Source organism: Streptomyces sp. Tu6071, from assembly GCF_000213055.1.
In the GTDB taxonomy this organism is placed as follows: Bacteria; Actinomycetota; Actinomycetes; order Streptomycetales; family Streptomycetaceae; genus Streptomyces; species Streptomyces evansiae.
In genome coordinates this window covers 927,552-945,494 of the sequence record NZ_CM001165.1, presented here as the reverse complement: position 1 = coordinate 945,494, position 17,943 = coordinate 927,552, and the positions used below count along the sequence as shown (strand labels likewise).

Genomic DNA, 17,943 nt, shown 5'->3' with positions numbered 1-17,943 from the left:
ACGCTGAGACCGGACACAGCGTTTTCCGGGCTTACACCAGCTACGTCCTTCACCTCATGGGGGCGGAGGCACGGTGAGACGCGTCAGGCTCCTGTGTGAGCAAGCGGTGATCGTGCACGGGCGGCGTCCGTTCATCGTCGCCCGTGCAGCCGCCCAGTCACCGGAATTGGCTGTTCGTTGGATGACGGAACGGGCGTACCGGTTCGCCCGCGTCCTGGACCCCGTTCCCGGTGACAGCCTAATTCCGGCCCGATACCTGGAAGAGTCCGGCAGCAATTACAACCCGGGCCGACTCTTCTATAATTGGGCGGTTAACGAACTGGCCCACAAACAGGCTGAGGCCACCTTGACTGCGGGAGACCCCGCAAGGGTCTGGGCCGGGGAGGAGTTCACTCATTATGTAATCGCTGTAACTCCAATCAAGGTAATCACGGAAATGACCCCCCGTGAAATCGCATGGGTCAAGAGCTGACCCCAAAGTAAGTGAAGAGCGAATGGTGAACCTGGAACCTGTCGGCCCCGAGTACTTTAGCTACACGGACAAAGACGAAGCTGTAATGAAAGCCGTTGAGTTCGTGAACGCGCTTCGGCGCCTGGGGGTGGATTTTCCGGAAATCCACGTGGAAGAGCCCTGCAAGCATGACAGTGCTGATGTCACCTTCTCCGTGGGTCTCGGAAACATTTCCATGGCGGATGCCGAACGGCTCGCGGTGCGCGTCAATGAGGTCGCTGACATCGTGGATCGGCACAAGGCTCGGGAAAGGAAAAAAGCCCGCAAGGCAGAGAAGCGGGAGTGGGAGAATCCTGAAACGGATTTGATGGGATACATCCCCCTATCCTGAAAATATCACTCACCCGAAAGGTAAACCCGTGTCCATGGAAACAGCAGACCGCACACCCGTGGTGCATGGCCCCCTGTGGGAAGCGCAGGAAGTAGCCACAAGACTGCACAACGCCTTCAAGGCGGTCGGTATACGACTGCCGTCCGTGCAGGCGGACCTTCCGTCCTGCTCGCTCACCACAGACTCACGGGATGACACTCGGCTGATTGACCTCGGTCGTCTCCCCCTCCGTGAGGCAGAACGACTAACAGACCTTCTGCGTGACGTGGCAGGCCGCAAGGAACAGGGCCAGGACGGCTAGGCCCCCCTGACCGCCCCCGCCCGGTGACGTTCTCCCCTGGGCGGGGGCTGTTCACGTTCCGCAATTAGCACATATATGTAAGTGGGCATGGGGGAGAGGAGTAGGACACAAGAAGGGGCACCCCTGGGGGTGCCCCTTCCAGCTTTCGGCCTCAGGATTCAACCTCCCCACCCGGCCAGGGCGCGGCAGGAGACGAAGCGCGATGCCCCCCACCCGGAGTGAACGACCTTGTTGCTAGGGCCGCTTCTGTGAGGTGGTCAGCAATGGCCCTGGAAATGGCCATTCCGGTTTTGGCCTCTACGAAGCCAAATTGGCCAGAGGGGTTGGCCTCCAGGAACCACCACACTCCGCGTGTATCCACTGCAAAGTCAAGGGCTGCGTACTCCAGCCCCATAGACTGCATCAGTGCACCAACACGCTTGCCTAGCGGGCGACTCATCGGCGTAGCCTCAAACGCCGTACCCTCCTCAGGGATTGCCCGCCAGTCGATACCCCCAGAGGCATCGATCTTGCAGGGGAACGCGCGCTCGCCGATCACGGTCAAACGGACGTCGTGCCGCTTTTCCACAGGCATCTGAAAGCAATGCACTGCCTGGCGAATGCTGTCCCCGGATTCCCTGATTTCCTGCGCGTCCACCACCCGGGCCGGAATGAAACGGTCGGGGTGCCCCGTGAGGGTTTTACAGACCACACGCCCGCCATGTTCGTTGGCGAACCGCGCAGCTTCCTCAGGGTCGTTCGTGTAGAGCGCAGGAGGGGTGGAGAACCCGAGCGTTGAGGCCAGCCGGAGCTGTGAGGGCCCCGGCCTGGCCGCCAACGCCTTGTGGGGGTGATTGACCCACATGACATCTTCGAGGCCGTACAGCAGGCTTTCGAGAATGACACGGGACTCACTCTGTTCCCACCCCTCGGGCTGTTCGGGATGCCACCAGAAAACCGACACGATCGAGGGAGACAGTGTCTCTCTGTTCTCGTCCCTGAGGGTGAACCTGACCGGCTCATCGTCAGAGTGTCCGGAGAGACGCAGCACTCCGGGGCGGGTCAGGTCTGCCGGATCGATCCTGTGTACGTCCACGTTGCGATTGGCCACATGGCGTACCACTAGATCAACGGCAAGGTCTCCTGGGGATGACACCACCAGAACGGTTGGAGGCAGAGGCATATCAGTCGTCGTCCTTCTTGGAGCCAGAAGAGTTGATCGTCATGGAGTCACCGAACAGCACTCCGGGGGTGTCCACGACGGCCGACCCGAACGCGGTGACGTTGAGCTGCCGCGCGGAGTCGTAGGTCCGCGCCGGGGTAGAGCTGGCGACGACGGGAGCGGGAGACGGAGTGAGGAGAGCGAAGGCGGGCATGGCGGTCCTTCCTGTTGTCTGGAGCGTAGCTCTAGGCCGGGCTCCGTGTGGTCCACTCCGGTTGGGTTAACCGGGGAGGTGCAACCATCATGACGCCGCAACGGTGACAAAGTGGGGGACGTTCAGGGGCAGTTGAGACGTCTGGGCGGTACCGTGAAACGTCCCAAACGTCTCGGGGAGCAGCCTTGAACACTCGTTTGCAATCGGCTATGAACGCCGCTAGAGAAACGCCTGGGAGCCTCGGAGTACGCCTAGGGGTGAGTAAAAAAACCGTTGAGCGCTGGATAGCCGACGAAAATTTGATACCCCATGCACGAAATCGGCAGGACGCTGCCCTCGCATTGAAAGTGGATGAAGAAATGATCTGGCCCAGGGTCGTCAAAGAGCGCATCAAGTCCGGTGAGGATCTAGAATTGGTGCACTCCTATCCGTATCGCAGTGCGTGCCCAAATCAGGTGTGGACGGACTTAGTTCATGCCGCAAAAAAGGACATCCTGTTTGCCGGGTATACGAACTATTTCCTGTGGACAACCATTCCCCGGTTCCCGGAGATCGTGAAAAAGAAATCTGAGACCGGTTGCCGCATCAGGTTTCTACTGGGGGACCCTGAGGGGGCAGTCACGCGGAACCGAGAGGCCATTGAAGATACGGCCTTGGCGGTATCCACACGGGTGCGTATCACGTTGGAGCACCTAGAACGCCTCGGGCCCCTAGCGGGGGTGGAGACGCGGTTCTCCTCCCCTGAGGACGCTGTGAACCATGTTGGCCTGTCCGTTTTTCGGTTCGATGACGATGCATTGGTGACGCCGCATCTGGCGCGGCTGGTGGGACACGACTCACCCATGCTGCACCTGCGGCGCCTGGGCGCTGAGGGCCTGTTCAGCCGCTTCCGCGACCATGCCGAGGAGCTGTGGGAACGAGGGGTGCCCCTGCCCCCAAGGGGTTAGGCACATATATGTAAGTCCCCATGGGGGATCAGAGCCCCCCGGCTGATCCCGGGGGCCCTTACCTATCACAGACAAGAAAAAGCCCCCGCCAGTAAGGCGGGGGCTTATCTGTGTGTTCATTCACCAGAGGCCCCCTTGAAGGGGCCTACTTCCTCTAATGGGCAGGGTATATAACCCTGCCCTATAAGTAATGTAGGTGTGAGATAGCACTTTTATTCACGCATTCACTCAATGATGTGCTGCAAATCACACAAGAAAGGCAGGCGAATGCCTTGACAGATGTTATTGAAGGCGGTTGGGGCGCCTAACGCTGCCGAAAAAGGCCCTGAAAGGCCCTTCTGGCGCCTAAAAGGTGCTGTCTGGTGTCCCAGGTGTATTAGTGGGTCGAGAAGCGCTTAGAAAGGCACTCAGAGATTTGTGCCATTGTGAAAATAATGAAACCCGTACACGATCAAAGGAAGGCACCCCCGGTGGGTCCTTTATGCATATGTGTGCGCATTACCCCAGGGGTAGGGGGATACATATATGTGCCTATCAATACGCGTGCACAGGGCATGGACTTGGGAGATGAGATCTCCCTCATGGGGACATACATATATGTGCCTAATTCGAGCTGAGAGGCGGGAATGAGCACATACATGAAAGGGGCGGTGAGGACGCACGGAAGGCGCGCGCCGGATCGTTTGGGTGTCGTGCCTCTTGGGTGGGAGGGGTGCTTGAGGGAGGGCTAGCAGGGAGCCGGGTACGGGTTGGGATACGTGCCTAGTGGGGCAATAGCCGTATAGGGGATACCTGTGCGGGGGGCTTGTACTAGTGGGGCGTATCTAGGCAGGTAGGGCATGTGGGAATTGGGGGTATGGATAGGGGGATAGCAGAGCACAGGGCGTGCCCTAATTGCCCTGATCTGCGAAGGGGGCATCAGGAGCTAAGCGCGTGCTTTTGTCACGTACGGATCACGCTATGCCCAAGTGCTGGCATGGTTGTGAATATGTGAATCCACCTATTCCGGACACACCTTAAAGCGCAGGCAAAGACTGGTTGACTACTTTCCGTGACGGAATACCTTGTGATTGCCCGTTATATACCCTTGACAAGAACAGCGCTTTATGCAACGTGCGCTCGTGTGCGCGTTCCTTCCCCCAATCAAGCGGGCACTGATACACAGCGTGCATCTGTCGCACGCCAGGTTGCACGAGGGGGATTGAGAGCTTGTGGCTAGAGGGCTAGCTTTCTCCATGTCGGAACGGGGCAGCGCAAGCGGCCCCGGGGGCACCAGAGGAAAGCCCGAGAGGGTGAGTACAAAGGGAGCGCAGCCGACTTGAGAACTCCATAGAGAGCCCATTACTTCCGGGTGATTCGCATAGCGCTTTCTGTCATGCGCTGAATTACCTGATGACCTGTACCGGCGGGGTCCTACGGCCGGTAGAGAGGCGCATCGACAGGCTATGCGCAGCAACACACACGTGCGAGCGTGGCCCCTGTAGGGGCTGTGAGCGGGCGCCAGAGGCGCCATCGGCTCTGCCAGTCGGCATAGCTCGCATGACCCCGTGATCAGGCGTGAGGAAGCCGCCCACGGGATCAGCACTTGGGATTGCCTACCGCAGACAGGCGACATGATCCGGCAGGCGGGACACGGGCACGGGGGACTGACACTCTCCCGGCCCGGGGCTCCTGTCCTAAGGGGATGACAGACTGCCTGCGTAGGGGAGTCGCACAGTGCGGCGCTACTAGGGACGGAAAGACGGCTATGGGCGAGCGTTTTTACTACGGTCACGCCATTCTGTTCAGTGAGGCAATGAATCGACTGAAAGCCGCTGGGTGGTCCTGCACAATCATGGACGATGGTATTCGGGTGCAGAACGGAAGAGCGATTCGCCAACTCGTTAGCGTGGATTCGCTTGGGAGCCTCATGAGTAAAGATGAGGTGGTAGGCGCGTGTGCCGAGTTGCAAGGGATTATCAGTAGGCGCAAAGGCTAGGTTAGAGGTATCGGGTACTCACGCTGTGAGTGCCCTCTTATCTCCACCTAGGGGGTACAGATGAAGGGGAATAGGGATGAGTACGCAGCTTGAGCCGGTCACCGCGTGGGTTTGCACGGATTGCATTGGGCACCTGGCAAACGGCGAGTGTGGGGGCTGCCACACGGAACCGGAACACCAGGATGGTATGCCGCTTTCCCAGCTCAGCAACCGGGCCAACCCCGGAATGGGGTGGAAGGACCACAACGAGGAGTGCCACGTCCACAAGTCCGAAGGTGCGGACAGGGGCGAGTGCGACTGCGAAACGGATACCTACAGCACAAGCATGTGCGAGGGGTGCGGCAGTCCAATGCATGGCGAACGTCATGCGGCAACCGACTGGATCTAACTCGAAAGGGAGGAATCATGATCAATGACGATTGGGTAATTTACCCGCCTGAGTACCGTCCGGAAGTCCGTATCGAAAATGGGATGTTGTTTCACCCTGATGTTGATGGGTTGACATTCCGAAGCGTAGATGAGTGGTACCAGTTCCGAGAATATTTGGATCTGTGTGCGGCAGGTTCCTGACAGTCGTCACGGCGACTCTAAACAGGCTTTAGGCCGTGAGCGTCGCCCCCACAGGGGGCGGGTGGCAATAGTTGTCACGTCCCTTGGACGTTAAACGGGAGGGGATCAAGTGAGGCGAGTTCTTCAGTTCGCGAGTGTGGCCGTTGCTGCCTGCCTGTTGGGCGTTTTCGGGGGGCAGATGTGGGAAAGTGTTGAATCACCCTCCGAGTCCGGGCATAGCCATGTAAGCTCCTTCAATGAGGGGTTTTCGGACGCCAAGGCGGACGATTGCGCACAGGGCTTTTCGGATGCCTGCAAGTGGCTAGGGAAGTAGGGGTCAAGGGTGAAGCAATGCAACTGCGAACACGAATCGCATTTCACGCAAAACCCGGGTGTGCACGACTATGGGCGTGCCAAGGCCGGGGAAAAACGAGCGCAGCACGTAGGCCCCATCTGTGATGACTGCGCGGAAACACACATGGCTGACTACCTGGTGAGGGGCTGACCAATGACGCAAGAAGAGTTGTCGAACATCGTTGTTCACTTCAACGCGATCTTGCACGGCTCATGCGAAGACTGGATGGATATTGAGTTCCCGCACTTGCACGGTGCGACTTCATTCGTACAAATGATGGGGTGGGAAAGTGATGCAAGGCTCAGGGAACCTGTTACCCGATTCTCTGGCACGGTGGTTGTGCAGGTACCCGAACCTCTGTGGCGAGGGTTTAACCTCATGACCCCCCTAAGGCCATTCTGAGATCTGACACGTCGTCTGAGCGACGTTAAACGAGAGGGTAAAGGCGAGTGCGAGTTGAGGAAGGGTGAGCGGGCTATGCATGAGGTAGCGGATTTCCCAGAAGGGGAAAGGTGGGGGACCGTGGCAGGGCATCCCGATTCCGGCCTGCGTTATCAGGAATCCATGTCGGATGGCGAGTACGACGGGCGTCACGCCCGAGTGATCAAAGATAAGCGCGAGATCGTCTCCCCCAGTCGGGACTTTGATTCCGTTTGGATGCAGTACAAGCGCCGCGTAGCTCGCGCTATCGGGGAGAGCGAATGAAGGGGCCGGACCAGTGGACATGGCCTAAAAGGGTCCTCTGCGTGTGCGGAACTAGCGTACTCAACAGGGAGGAAGCCAAACAGGGGCACTCGAACTTCTGGCATTCCGAAAGGTTCCCTGCCAAGTTCGAGTTGCCGAACGCAGTGCGCTAGTCGTTTTGATGATGGGCGGGAGAGCAGGTGTCCCGCCCTTTGTCATGCCAACTGGGGCAAACAAAAGGGGAGTTGTGGCGAGGATGATTGGCCCCGCGTGCCACGAGTGCACGCATGGGCGGAGTTGCGTGGATAACGAGGCACCCGGAAAGGGTCGGCGCCGAAAGCGCCGCAACGTAAAGCGAGCGGAACGCTTCCGAGTAAGGCAGGAAATACTTCGCGAGGAGGGAATCTGATGCGGCCGTTTCTTATGCTGTTCATGGTAAGCATGGCGCTTCTGGTGTCCGTGATCCACTTCCGGTAATTCAATAGGGGGAATGATGCAGTACACCCACCAGGCCGTTTGTGTCACAGCTTTGAAAATGGGATACGAGGAATTCTACATCGAGTGGACTCCGGGGAGTCCACTAGTAAACGTGGTCGTGAAAAGGGAAGAAGAGCACTACCGGAGACACGGAAAAAGACGGGAACCCATGGGGTTGCACCCGTCCCCGATTCTCCTTTCGGACATTGCCGAACAGGCTTTCGAGTGGGACTACCTGAACTGGGTCGCGGGGCGCATTAATGGCATTTCCGCAACCGTTCTGGCCTATCAGATCATTAAGAATGACAAGGTTTTTCCCGTTTGGGAGGGCACTCCGTACAACAACCCCCCCAAGAGGCGCCGAGCGGTCGAGGCCGAGCGGGAGGACGCCCAACAGCGGTGATCCGGGGGTTTGTGCGGCACGCGGAGGAGCGGGAGGCTTCCGCGTACCGCACTGGCCTACCCGGGCCACACAGGAGGGGAGCTGAGTTGGTGAAAATTAAGACGTACATGATTGACTCTGAAACGCTTGTGGAGCGTGCAAGGGCGATAGCATGGGTGAAGTCCGCCCGGTCACGTTTGCGGGCGCTGGGGGAGCTGTACGGCGACGCTGGCATAGCTGCGAGTGCGTACCCCGACCCGTGCGTTGTGTTGAGTCTGTTCATGGATGACATCGGGGAGGCGTGGCAAGAGGAGCGCGACCTTATAAACCGATCGAGCCACGTGAGGACGTGTAATGCCTAATCTGCACACAGTCGATGTCATCTTTTACGTGCCGCACCGTTTTGAGGCGGGGGGGTTTGAGGAAGCGGGGTCGGCTCGTTTCGATATCGATTTGAACGAGCGTCTGTTGAGATGGGATGCGGCGGGAATGCTCCAAGCGGTCATCCTGGACGCCCGTAAGGGGAGCACGAGTTTGGGCGAACTTCCTCTCTCGTCCGTTGTTGCAATGGCGGACTTCCCGAATCTCGATCCTGCACGTCTGGCCGTCAACGGTTTGGGGCAGGAACAGCACACAGGAAAGCAGGGAAACTAGAATGGACATTTGGGAGCGCACCACTTTCCGGGAAATCGGAGTGGGTGACACCCTTGTGACAGGGGACGGATATAGGAAGGTTGAAGCTATCCGCCCCTCTGCCATCCCGGAAACGTTCGTTGAAGTGAAGTTCACGGGTCAACGAGCATTTATGAGCTACAATCTGAGCGGCCCTGTGGACAGGCTTGCCGGGCAAGTGCCCTTGCATACTCCGACCTTCGCCAACAGCAAGGTCAGGGTTGAAATGCCCCGACAGGTGGTGAGGCTTGAGCACTTGGCGCAGGCACTCAATCAGATGTTCGATTTCGAGGGTGTTGGGGAACCCCCGAAAGAGCTTTGACGGGGCATGAGGTGCTTTGGTGCGGGCCGGAAGGTTTCCGGCCCTATCCATGGAATCTCAGGCAACAGGGAAGGGAACGAAGGTGAGTTGGGAAAAAATCAAGTACGGGCCCATCGGTGAAGCGGTTGAGGCAAACTTGCCCGGATCGGAGGGTGACCCCATTGGTATTTTCGGGGCCCTCCTTTCGATCTATTCAGCGGGCATCAATGGCAAGGTCTACATGGGCCAGTCAGAGCAGGAATCGAACCGCCCCGCTGCCGTGTGGAGCATTTTGGTAGGGCATTCCGCTGATGCCGCCAAGGGGGACGCTCTAAGGGCCGCTGTGGGGGCTCTCGGCCCCAACCTGCGGGATTTCTACCACGAGTGCAGGCGGTCTGGTATCACGTCGGGTGCGGCCCTGGTAACGACCGTTGCCGGGCGCATCCAGGATGGTGCGAACTTGGATGAACCGGACGGACGTGTATTCATCCTGGAGGAGGAATGGGCAGACGTTCTGCGGGCGGCTTCGAGGGATAAAAACTACTCCTCGCGTCTGCGGCAGGCATGGGATGGAAAGCCGATTGAGAATCGCACGACCAAAGCGCACGTAGGGGTTCCTCGTCCGTTGCTTGGATTTCACGCGCACATCACTCCGGGGGAGTGGGGGGCGTATCTCTCCCGAAATGATGCTCTGGGGGGCAGCTATAACCGAATGCTTCCCCTTTACGTGCAGCGCTCGAAAATGCTGCACACGCGTTCAAGGGGTAACTTCACCCCCTCTTCCGCACTGGAAGACGCGTACCAGTGGGCATGTGAGAAGCCCCGAACGATCAGCATGACTCCCCGGGCCGATGATGTGCTGTTCGAAATTCGCACTGAGATCGCAGAAGAAGTGAAAGACATGGACCCCGCCCAATCGGTTTTCCTGTCCCGGGGAGCGGAACACATTGCACGCATTGCAATGGCTTACACGGCCTGCGAAAAGAAGACCAAGATTTCCGTTGCGGCGGTGAAGGCTGCATATGAATTGGTGCGCTATTCAATGAGCAGCCTGGAAAAGATCACAACCGAGGTGGCGAACCTCAATGTGCCTCGCGGCATGGGGCGCCCGGTTACTCCCCTTGACCAGTTCGTGAGGAACATTCTGGAAAGGGCAGGCGGGGAGATCCTGCATACGGGATTGGCTCGCCATTTGGCGCAGCGGGGTATTCGGGGACCGCAGGTTCGGGAACTTATGAGTTCGTACCCGTGGATTGACGTGCAGGTGCGTGAGGCGAGGGTACCGGGCCCCAAACCAGTCCACTACGTGATCAAGGACGAGAAGGCCGCAGAAACCCCCGCCAGCCCCCCAAGTCTGTCGGTAGTACCCTCGCCCCGTAAGAAGGCTTCGGCGCGTCCTCAGCCCCGTAAGGCTGCCGCTAAGAAGGCAACACAGAAGAAGAAGGAGACATCATGAGTGACCTGTCCCCCGAAGAGATGGAAATGTTGCGGGACCTGACTCAGGAAGCGGGGTTGGTGAAGCGAGCCAAGGGGCGGAACATTAAAACCGCTCAGTCGTTGATCAAGCGCGGCTTGGCCGAATGGGTCAATGATGACAGCCGTCGTTGGTCCATCACATGGACGGACGCCGGGAAGGTTGAGGCTGAAAAGCACAAGGCGTTCTACCGGGCGCCCACTGTGAACACTGAGAGCTGCACTGCCAAGGCGCACGCGGCATTGGGGCAGCAAAACGAGCGTGCCGGTAGCTTCACGGAACGTTGGGAGTCCGTGAGCCTCAACTCATTGGAGGAATTCACGAAGGACGCAAAGGACATCCTTCGTGATTTCTCCGAAATGCGGGGGCACGAAATTGACGCAGTCAACTTCCTCGAACTCCTTAACGGCTACCGCAACATCATGGACCTCCCCCTAGTCGATGGCGAGGGAGGTGGGGAACGTGTGCTCCGACCCGTGTATCACGTCAGGGACGCAAACCGGATCGTGGGGTATTTCGTGAGCATGCCGGGGGAACCCCTCACCTACGTGTCTAACCCCTCGCGTCCGTCCGCGTGAGAGTAAGAATGGTCTAGGAGTCCGGATAGACTCAGTGGCGCACGGATTCCGTGCGCTCGCTGTGTCCGGCTGGAATTCGGGCAGTACGTGTGACACTATTCGTCTACCTCAATCCACTCTTGGAAAGGCGCGAGGATGGCACAGAAGACGATCATCGAGTTGGTTGACGATCTCACGGGGGAGGAGGCCGACGAAACCGTTGTTTTCGGCCTGGACGGGAAGACGTATGAAATCGACCTGAGCACGGCTAACGGTGACCAGCTCCGCGAGGTGCTGGCTCCCTACGTGGAGAAGGGGCGCAAGCTGTCGGCGTCCTCTGGTCCTGGTAGGAAGTCTGCCCGGGGGGCCAAGGCAACGGGGGTGGGCCGGGACAGCTCGGCTGTCCGGGAGTGGGCCAGGAAGAACGGTTGGCCGAACCTGGGAAACAGGGGCCGGGTGCCCCGTGAGGTAGAAGAGGCGTACCTCAAGGCGAACTAGTTGGAGAAGCTTCGGGGCCCCGGAAACGGGGCCCCGAATGTGCAGGGCATAGATGCAGAGTCGAACAAGGGAGTAGCGATGGCGCTCATTCGTCAGTCGGATTTGTCGGACGCAACTGGAGATGAGGTTTCGGGATTCACCCTTGAGATTGGGGGTGCCGTGTATGACATCGACCTGACGGAGAAGGAGTACAAGGAGTACCTGGAATTCACCGGGCGGTACGTTGCCGTCGCGCGTAAGCGCGAGCAGCCGGAACAGACTCAAATCCCTGTTGCTCGTGGGGCTGCGGCAAAGAAGGATCAGGGAGACGGCTACAGCGCGGAGTTCAAGCAGGCTGTACGCGCGTGGGCATTGGAGACCGGCGCCGAGGTTGATGGAAAGCCCATCAGCGAACGTGGACGCATCGGGGCTGGCTTCATCCGTCAGTATGAGGCGCACATGCGCGCGGAAGCCGCTAAGGCCGATGAGGCCGCTGGAGAAGAGGAAGAGACTCAGGACGCATGACGGACAAACAGGAGACCGTGCGGGAGGTCTCGCAATACTGCCTGAACTGTAAGCGGGACTACCCGCAGCATGACTGGCAGTGGCATTCCGCCCCGTGCAATGCGTGTCAGTCGGACGGGCATTCCCGCTGCCAGCACTGACCCATGAGAACCCCCGCCCGAAAGGGCGGGGGCTTTCTGGGTAGGAAGAGAAGGAGAGATGATGGCGGTAACCGGCGCCAAAAAGGCTCCATTCCTGATGCTCAAGCCTGCAATTCATCTTGACAGGCGTGGGCGGGCGTGGGGTGTGGTAGTTCATCAGACCGCGAGGGAATTCAAGCTTCTTCACGCAGAATTCCGGGACGACGGAGTGTTGGTGCGCACTAGCCCTGAGGCGTGCAAAGAGAACCTGACGTTGCGGAAACAGCCGACACCTGAAAATGTGTACGCGCATCTTGAATCCATTTGGGCGCGTATTGAGTCCCAAGAGATCGAAGTGTTGGACAACCTATATTAGGAGGGCTGGTGCCGGGAAAAGTCACTCGTACTCGGATGAAGGAAGCGGCCCAAGATGCGCTTATGCATGGCATTGGTGCCGCTCTTAGTGCTGATAAGGACTCAGGCTTTTATCCGGAAGACTTTGAGCAGTGGACCTCAAGGGAACAGGAGGCATACCGGGAGGTGCTTAAAAAGCAGGCGGATAGAGTAGCCAAGCTTTTCGGTTTTGATGAAGCGTGGTTCATCTAACCGATTGCATTCAATCCTTTCTCCGTGCTGGGGGAGGGGTTGTGTCCAATCGGACAGAAAACGAAAACCTGTGGGGGGTAAAAATGAGTGGGGAGCTTGTTACGGGATACGCGTCCGGCGTGTGGGACCTTTTTCACATCGGACATCTGCGGTTGCTTGAACGGGCCGCAGAGAGATGCGACCGACTGATAGTCGGTTGCCTCACAGACGAGGCCGCAAAGCACAAGGGCTCTCGCCCCATCATCCCTCTGATAGAGCGCATGGAGCTGATGCGGTCGCTGCGATTCGTACACTCTGTCGTTCCGGACTACGGCCTTGACAAGATCAAGGCGTGGGAAGAACACAAGTTCGACGCGTTCTTTAAGGGGGACGACTGGAGGGGCACCCCCAGGGGTGACCAGTGGGAACGCGATTTTGCCGAAGTCGGTGTGCGGCTCGTGTGGCTGCCGTACACTCTGCACAGAAGCAGCAGCACCATAAAGGCCGTGATCCGGGAGGGGACCTCTCCGGTAATCCAAGTGGAGAAGTAACGGGGGATTGATGGCGGACACACTCGCGCCGACAAAGGAAAAAGCCAAGTCGGAGAACGAGGAAGAAAAAGAAGAGGGCAAGCCGGGAGAGCGCAAATCGCACAGGACATGCCCCGAATGCCAGCCTGAGATTCGTCTAGGGGATAGCACTCTATTAGTGACGCTTTGCGGTAAGCGGCTGGTGAACCCCCAAAGGAAGATTTCGCTTTGGAGGGGTCCTACGTGCAAGGTGTGTAAAGAGCTTACGTGGCCGCACATCAAAATGCATCTTCGGGAAATCTGAGATGGAGAATCGTGGAGAGTAATTCTCGATACGTAATTGGGAGGGATGGCGTATTCGCTACCCTTTGGGACACCAACGAACAAGAACTAGTGGTAGAAAATAGTACGCAAGCTCATTGCATTCGCGTACGAGAAGAGCTGGGCGGAGGTGCGAAGGATGATTCAGGCGAATCCCAATAAGTGGGCTTTCGGGATTATCGGATATCGCAGTGAAGTCATTCACGCTGTGCGGCGTGATAAGGCTGCGTGCGGAAAGTCCGTTTACCAGAAGGCGGGCCCTTGGCAGACCAAGCAGTTTTACGAGCGGTTCGGAAAGAAGGTAACTTGCCTCCAGTGTCGAAAGAAGATGGAAAACGAAAGTCTCTGAGCGGCCGACTACCGGGTAAACAAAGGAATTAGCGCGCTAGAGGTAGATTGGGCGCGGTTGTATCGTGGTGATTCCTTTTGCCGCTAGCTACACACTCGGTTGGTTGTAGCCCATCATTTAGGAACTCGCAGGGGTTCCTAGATGGTGGTAGTCAACCAAAAGAAAGAGGGTATGGCTCATGGTGCAATTCACGATTCTGCAATCTCGCGTAGAAGTGGCTGAGTACTTCAAGGAGATTGCCGAGGATAAGACCCGTGAATATTCGGAGAGGCTGGAAGCGGCGCAGGCTGCCGATGCGGAATGGCTCGCAATTAGGGTCATCTGCGGAAACCTGGCCAGGGTGTGTGAAGAGCAGCAGGAAAAGGCCGAACTGCCAGAAGAAAATGATCCCACTTCGGAAGTCTATAGGAAGGATGCGGTTATTCATGTCTGGGGAGATTTGCGACAGTATATGTTCCGCATAAGTTCGCAAGCAGCGGAGCACTGGAACACTGTGTCACGCCTTACAGCGGAAATTGCGGATATCTGATCTGCGGCAGAAGTGGTCATGCTGCCTTCCAATCCAAGCGAGTGGACTCCGGGGCTCATTGGCGATCTGAGTACCGTCATCCACCTAGCAAGGCGCGGGAAGTCCCTGTGCGGGAAATCCATCTACCTGAGGATCAATGGGGCGGTAATCCTCAACTTCTTCCCGAAACCTGGACAGGATGTCACCTGTCCGGACTGCAAGAAAGGGAGCCCGGTAAACGAGTAATCCGGCAGAGCAGTATCACGATCTCGTGGAAGCGCTTACAGGTAAGGGGTTGTTATGGGGCACAAAGCAATTCGTGATGCACGGTTCTCTGGATACAGCACCAATCACGGCCACATTATCATGTGGGTAACCGTGACGACTCCGGGACCGGACTTCGGGCGGAAAGTGAGAGTCGTATTCACTCCCGCTGAGTTTCGGGAACGATTTGAGTGCATGCTTCCAATGGCGGATGCCCTTGAGCGTCGGAAGGGGCAGGAATCCACACCTGAGTGATTAGAGCAAAAAAGGGGCCCCCGGCATTTGCCGGGGGCCCTTATCTGTTTCTCCCTCAGGCACACCCCTATGCCTCAGTCATGGAGCTGGTGAACCTCCGCCAGCTCTGGGGGCTCCTCTAGAAGAGCCTCACGGGTCTTGCTGTCCTCGACGCGCTGTACGGCCTCGCCGAGGCCCAGGAGGACGAGGACGGCCCCTAGAACCTCCTGCCAGTCCACATCTGGGAGGGCCCAGGCTCCGACAGGTACCAGGGCTGTCAGGAGCCCTGTAATGCGCACCGCGTGCGCTTTGATGAATTCGAACATGCGTACTCCTTTAATTGGCACATATATGTATGTCCCCATGGGGGAGAGGGGGAGGGGGTTACTTCATCAGCCTTGCCCACGTCTCCTTACCAGGGATGCCGTCAGCGTCACGGCCAGTCCATCCCTGAGCGCGCTGAAACGCCTGCGTGGCATCATGGTCCGCCTGCCCCCACTGAGGGCCGGGGCCGACCTTGTAGAAACGGCCGTACCCCTTCTTGACGAGGGCCTTCCCTAGCTGGGTGACGTAGGCATTGTTCGAGCCGGGGCCGAACTTACTCGCGCCCGGGAAAGCGGGAACCTTCGGCACGGACGGCTTAGGCTTCGCCTTCGCTTTCTGAGCCCAGCTTTTCAGAGCGGCCCGAGACGCGAAAGCCCCAGAGTTGGTGTCGATCGGAGTGCTCGTGTACTGATGAAACAGCCAAGTTGCCTGAATAGTCGGCTTACCCGGCTTGTTGTTGTACTCGGCAATCCACAGAGCATCACCAGCATTGCTAGTGGTGTCCCGTCGAGTCCAATAATCTTTGTTGCAGTAAAGGCCCACCCGGTGAGTGGAACCCCTTAGGCGTTTCACCTCGGCAAGGAAAACATCCTTGTCGGCGCAGGAAACCCCCGGGGTCTCCCAGTCAGCCCAGAGCGGGTCACCTTCCCGGCTTGCCGCCTTTTCCACAAAATAAGCGGCCTGCTTTTTCATGTCGCCAGGCTGTAGGAAATGATAGAAGCCAACAACTAGACCGGCATCACGAGCGCGTTTAGCCTGAGCAGCCATTTTTGGATTGACATAGCTGACACCCTCAGTCGCCTTGACGAAAACAAAATCAATGCCAGTGGTGGAGTACGTTTCGCTCTGGTAGGAACTGACGTCAATTCCTTTTACGGTCATAGGGGCTCCCTCGGGGTGCGTGTAATGCGGATAGGGTCTAGTGCGGTCAGCAGGTCAATGAGGTGTCGGTTTTCACGCTCAATTGCGGTCAGTCGAGTTTTGATCTCGGTCATGTCTAGCTGTAGACGATCCGCCCGTGACTTCTGTGCGTCTGCTTCGTCTTTCCACACCTTCGCTGTGTTGGTTCGAAAGGAAGCGAATATAAGAGCCGCTGAGGCGGCAACAGCCGAAACTGTGCCGCCTAGCGCAATAATTTCATTGGGGGACAAGGGCCCTCCTTAAAGGGCGGTGACTTTCAGATTCCGCCACCGTGGGCGGTTACCGATAGCGGCAACCGATCCGGCAGACAGGTGAAGGTATCCACCTCGATAGTTTTTATCCGCTGTCGTCACGGACACATTTGGTGTCACGTCGGTACGGGTAAGGGTGACTGCGGCCGGGGTGATATCTACCTGAAAACTCATCCAAGTATTTGCCTTGGGAGCCGTAGAAGAGGCAGAAGCGAGCTGCGTTCCATTAGTCACATTCGGCTGATGGGAGAAAAGCTGTAGGTCACCATTACCCCTAAAGCAGACGTGATATCCACCAGATGTGTTCGCTAGACCAAACTGGTAAGGGCTGTCGTCGGCTTTGCCAAATGCAATTCCCGCATGTTCGTTAGTGGCTGGTATCGCCTCGAAAAGCATGTCGTAAGTGATGCGGTAGCCGTTGGTGGGAAACTCCGGAAAGGACTGAGCACCCGCAAGAACAGCATCTTTCGTCACATCCATAAAGGCTTCACCAGTACCGGAGTATTTCAGCGAACGCACCCCAGAATAATAGGTGCGACCCATTTCCCCCGGCGCTTTTGTGGCGCTCTTCCATGTGTCATTAGGAATGATCTGTTTAGACCGGTTAGTGATCCACTGGTACTGAGCACACATCATGCCCCGCACCCCAAGGCCAATTAGCTGATCGTGCTGGGAGCGTCGGTGAACTTCCCAGCACATCACCGGTTTACCCCGGGAAACGATCTCCGCCATACGCGATGCTGCCATGGTGTGAGGAACACCCCACATATCAATGTTGGCATCGGCGGCGTCAAGCTGAGCATTCGTGGTTCCATCATCCACGTAGCCCCACGTGGTGAAGCCACGGGATTTCATTAGCGGGAACGTGGGAGACTGGAAGTATGCTTTCCAAATGACCGACTGATTAGCAGTCGGGTAGTAGTCGGCAAGCATCTTCTGTACAGCTATGGTTGCCTCGTTTGTTTTACCCTCCAGGAAAATGACCACTCGACCGATAAAACGATCAAGAACATCTCTCAGAGTGGGAAGCGGCTGAGGCTGCCACCCCTGCCCGAGAATCGCAGCAGGCTGAACCTTAGTCGTATTCGAAAGACCCGCATAAAGAGTGCCCAGAACGGGCCCCGTGCTGTTGGTGGTCCGGTCTAGCGTGGGGTCGTGCATACATACCGGCACACCATCAGCAGTCAGATTGACGCTTACCTCAATGGCCTGAGCCCCACAAGCGACAATGGCGTCATACGCGGCCATGGTGTGTTCGGGGAATTCCATGCCGGAACCCCTGTGAGCGCAGTAGAAAATGGGCTGAGCGAGGTACGAGGTCACGGAGGCTGCCGTCTGCGGTCCGTGGGAGGGCACCAGGGCCTCTGGCAGCATCCCCGACGCATCAAGCGGCGCGAGGCCGTTGGGGGCGCCCCTACGGGCTTCCAGCTCGGCCAGGACGGCCGCGCGATCCCCATGTGGATCATCGGCAGTCAGGTGCTCGTGGAGACGCTGCCCCACACTGGTGGACTGCACGGAGACCCGACCACCCCCGAAGTCGAGCCACAAAGATTCGGCGTCGTCAGGGCCCCAGAACTCGGGGACCATGCCCGCAGCGTCCGCAGACAGCTCCTCGATGGGGGCGCCCTGGCCGTCCAGGAGGTCAAGGACCCGAGAGGCCC

General features: G+C 58.0%; 19 protein-coding genes. 14 read left to right on the top strand and 5 right to left on the bottom strand.

Annotated features, from left to right (window positions below; genetic code table 11):
• Window positions 1-494: 494 nt before the first annotated feature.
• Window positions 495-842 (top strand): hypothetical protein, encoded by a 348-nt coding sequence (locus STTU_RS34565; RefSeq protein ID WP_158678781.1) that lies wholly within the window; start codon window positions 495-497, stop codon window positions 840-842.
• Between the two features lie 452 nt (window positions 843-1,294).
• Here the strand turns inward: STTU_RS34565 and STTU_RS03940 are convergent, their stop codons facing one another.
• Window positions 1,295-2,233 carry a hypothetical protein gene (locus STTU_RS03940; protein ID WP_158678780.1) on the bottom strand — a complete coding sequence of 313 codons (939 nt, stop codon included), beginning with the start codon at window positions 2,231-2,233 and terminating at the stop codon, window positions 1,295-1,297.
• A 73-nt stretch (window positions 2,234-2,306) separates the two neighbouring features.
• The gene (locus STTU_RS03935) at window positions 2,307-2,498 is read right to left on the bottom strand and encodes a hypothetical protein (RefSeq protein WP_007820020.1); all 192 of its coding nucleotides are present in this window, start codon (window positions 2,496-2,498) and stop codon (window positions 2,307-2,309) included.
• 257 nt (window positions 2,499-2,755) lie between these two features.
• Here STTU_RS03935 and STTU_RS03930 point away from each other — a divergent pair, with 257 nt between their 5' ends.
• The 13 genes from STTU_RS03930 (at window position 2,756) to STTU_RS34535 (ending at window position 14,309) form a co-directional block, all read left to right on the top strand.
• On the top strand, window positions 2,756-3,445 hold the full coding sequence (locus STTU_RS03930; RefSeq protein ID WP_324607869.1) for an XRE family transcriptional regulator: 690 nt from the start codon (window positions 2,756-2,758) through the stop codon (window positions 3,443-3,445).
• 2,383 nt (window positions 3,446-5,828) lie between these two features.
• Window positions 5,829-5,993, top strand: coding sequence for a hypothetical protein (locus STTU_RS34560; RefSeq protein ID WP_158678779.1), 165 nt, complete (start codon window positions 5,829-5,831; stop codon window positions 5,991-5,993).
• A gap of 856 nt (window positions 5,994-6,849) precedes the next feature.
• Window positions 6,850-7,032 (top strand): hypothetical protein, encoded by a 183-nt coding sequence (locus tag STTU_RS34555; RefSeq protein WP_158678778.1) that lies wholly within the window; start codon window positions 6,850-6,852, stop codon window positions 7,030-7,032.
• Between the two features lie 469 nt (window positions 7,033-7,501).
• Window positions 7,502-7,891, top strand: a complete 390-nt coding sequence (locus STTU_RS34550) for a hypothetical protein (RefSeq protein ID WP_158678777.1) — start codon at window positions 7,502-7,504, stop codon at window positions 7,889-7,891.
• Between the two features lie 333 nt (window positions 7,892-8,224).
• Complete coding sequence (locus STTU_RS34545) at window positions 8,225-8,524, top strand: hypothetical protein (RefSeq protein ID WP_158678776.1); 300 nt, start codon at window positions 8,225-8,227, stop codon at window positions 8,522-8,524.
• Window position 8,525: 1 nt separating this feature from the next.
• Window positions 8,526-8,864, top strand: coding sequence for a hypothetical protein (locus STTU_RS03910; protein ID WP_043254041.1), 339 nt, complete (start codon window positions 8,526-8,528; stop codon window positions 8,862-8,864).
• A gap of 82 nt (window positions 8,865-8,946) precedes the next feature.
• On the top strand, window positions 8,947-10,299 hold the full coding sequence (locus tag STTU_RS32665; RefSeq protein ID WP_158678775.1) for a DUF3987 domain-containing protein: 1,353 nt from the start codon (window positions 8,947-8,949) through the stop codon (window positions 10,297-10,299).
• On the top strand, window positions 10,296-10,895 hold the full coding sequence (locus STTU_RS03905; RefSeq protein ID WP_043254040.1) for a hypothetical protein: 600 nt from the start codon (window positions 10,296-10,298) through the stop codon (window positions 10,893-10,895). The genes STTU_RS32665 and STTU_RS03905 overlap by 4 nt, the downstream gene beginning before the upstream one ends.
• Window positions 10,896-11,030: 135 nt before the next feature.
• Window positions 11,031-11,372, top strand: coding sequence for a histone-like nucleoid-structuring protein Lsr2 (locus STTU_RS03900; RefSeq protein WP_043254038.1), 342 nt, complete (start codon window positions 11,031-11,033; stop codon window positions 11,370-11,372).
• A 78-nt stretch (window positions 11,373-11,450) separates the two neighbouring features.
• Complete coding sequence (locus STTU_RS03895; RefSeq protein WP_007820004.1) at window positions 11,451-11,876, top strand: Lsr2 dimerization domain-containing protein; 426 nt, start codon at window positions 11,451-11,453, stop codon at window positions 11,874-11,876.
• A gap of 503 nt (window positions 11,877-12,379) precedes the next feature.
• Window positions 12,380-12,601 (top strand): hypothetical protein, encoded by a 222-nt coding sequence (locus tag STTU_RS34540; protein WP_158678774.1) that lies wholly within the window; start codon window positions 12,380-12,382, stop codon window positions 12,599-12,601.
• A 41-nt stretch (window positions 12,602-12,642) separates the two neighbouring features.
• Complete coding sequence (locus tag STTU_RS03890) at window positions 12,643-13,131, top strand: adenylyltransferase/cytidyltransferase family protein (protein ID WP_234019138.1); 489 nt, start codon at window positions 12,643-12,645, stop codon at window positions 13,129-13,131.
• An 827-nt stretch (window positions 13,132-13,958) separates the two neighbouring features.
• The gene (locus tag STTU_RS34535) at window positions 13,959-14,309 is read left to right on the top strand and encodes a hypothetical protein (protein ID WP_158678773.1); all 351 of its coding nucleotides are present in this window, start codon (window positions 13,959-13,961) and stop codon (window positions 14,307-14,309) included.
• A gap of 572 nt (window positions 14,310-14,881) precedes the next feature.
• On the opposite strand, the gene STTU_RS03885 is transcribed toward STTU_RS34535, so the two are convergent.
• From STTU_RS03885 to STTU_RS32655, 3 genes are all read right to left on the bottom strand, one after another.
• On the bottom strand, window positions 14,882-15,112 hold the full coding sequence (locus STTU_RS03885) for a hypothetical protein (RefSeq protein ID WP_043254035.1): 231 nt from the start codon (window positions 15,110-15,112) through the stop codon (window positions 14,882-14,884).
• 58 nt (window positions 15,113-15,170) lie between these two features.
• On the bottom strand, window positions 15,171-15,992 hold the full coding sequence (locus STTU_RS32170) for a GH25 family lysozyme (RefSeq protein WP_052862316.1): 822 nt from the start codon (window positions 15,990-15,992) through the stop codon (window positions 15,171-15,173).
• 278 nt (window positions 15,993-16,270) lie between these two features.
• Window positions 16,271-17,656 carry a glycerophosphodiester phosphodiesterase gene (locus STTU_RS32655; protein ID WP_267881238.1) on the bottom strand — a complete coding sequence of 462 codons (1,386 nt, stop codon included), beginning with the start codon at window positions 17,654-17,656 and terminating at the stop codon, window positions 16,271-16,273.
• Between the last annotated feature and the right edge of the window lie 287 nt (window positions 17,657-17,943).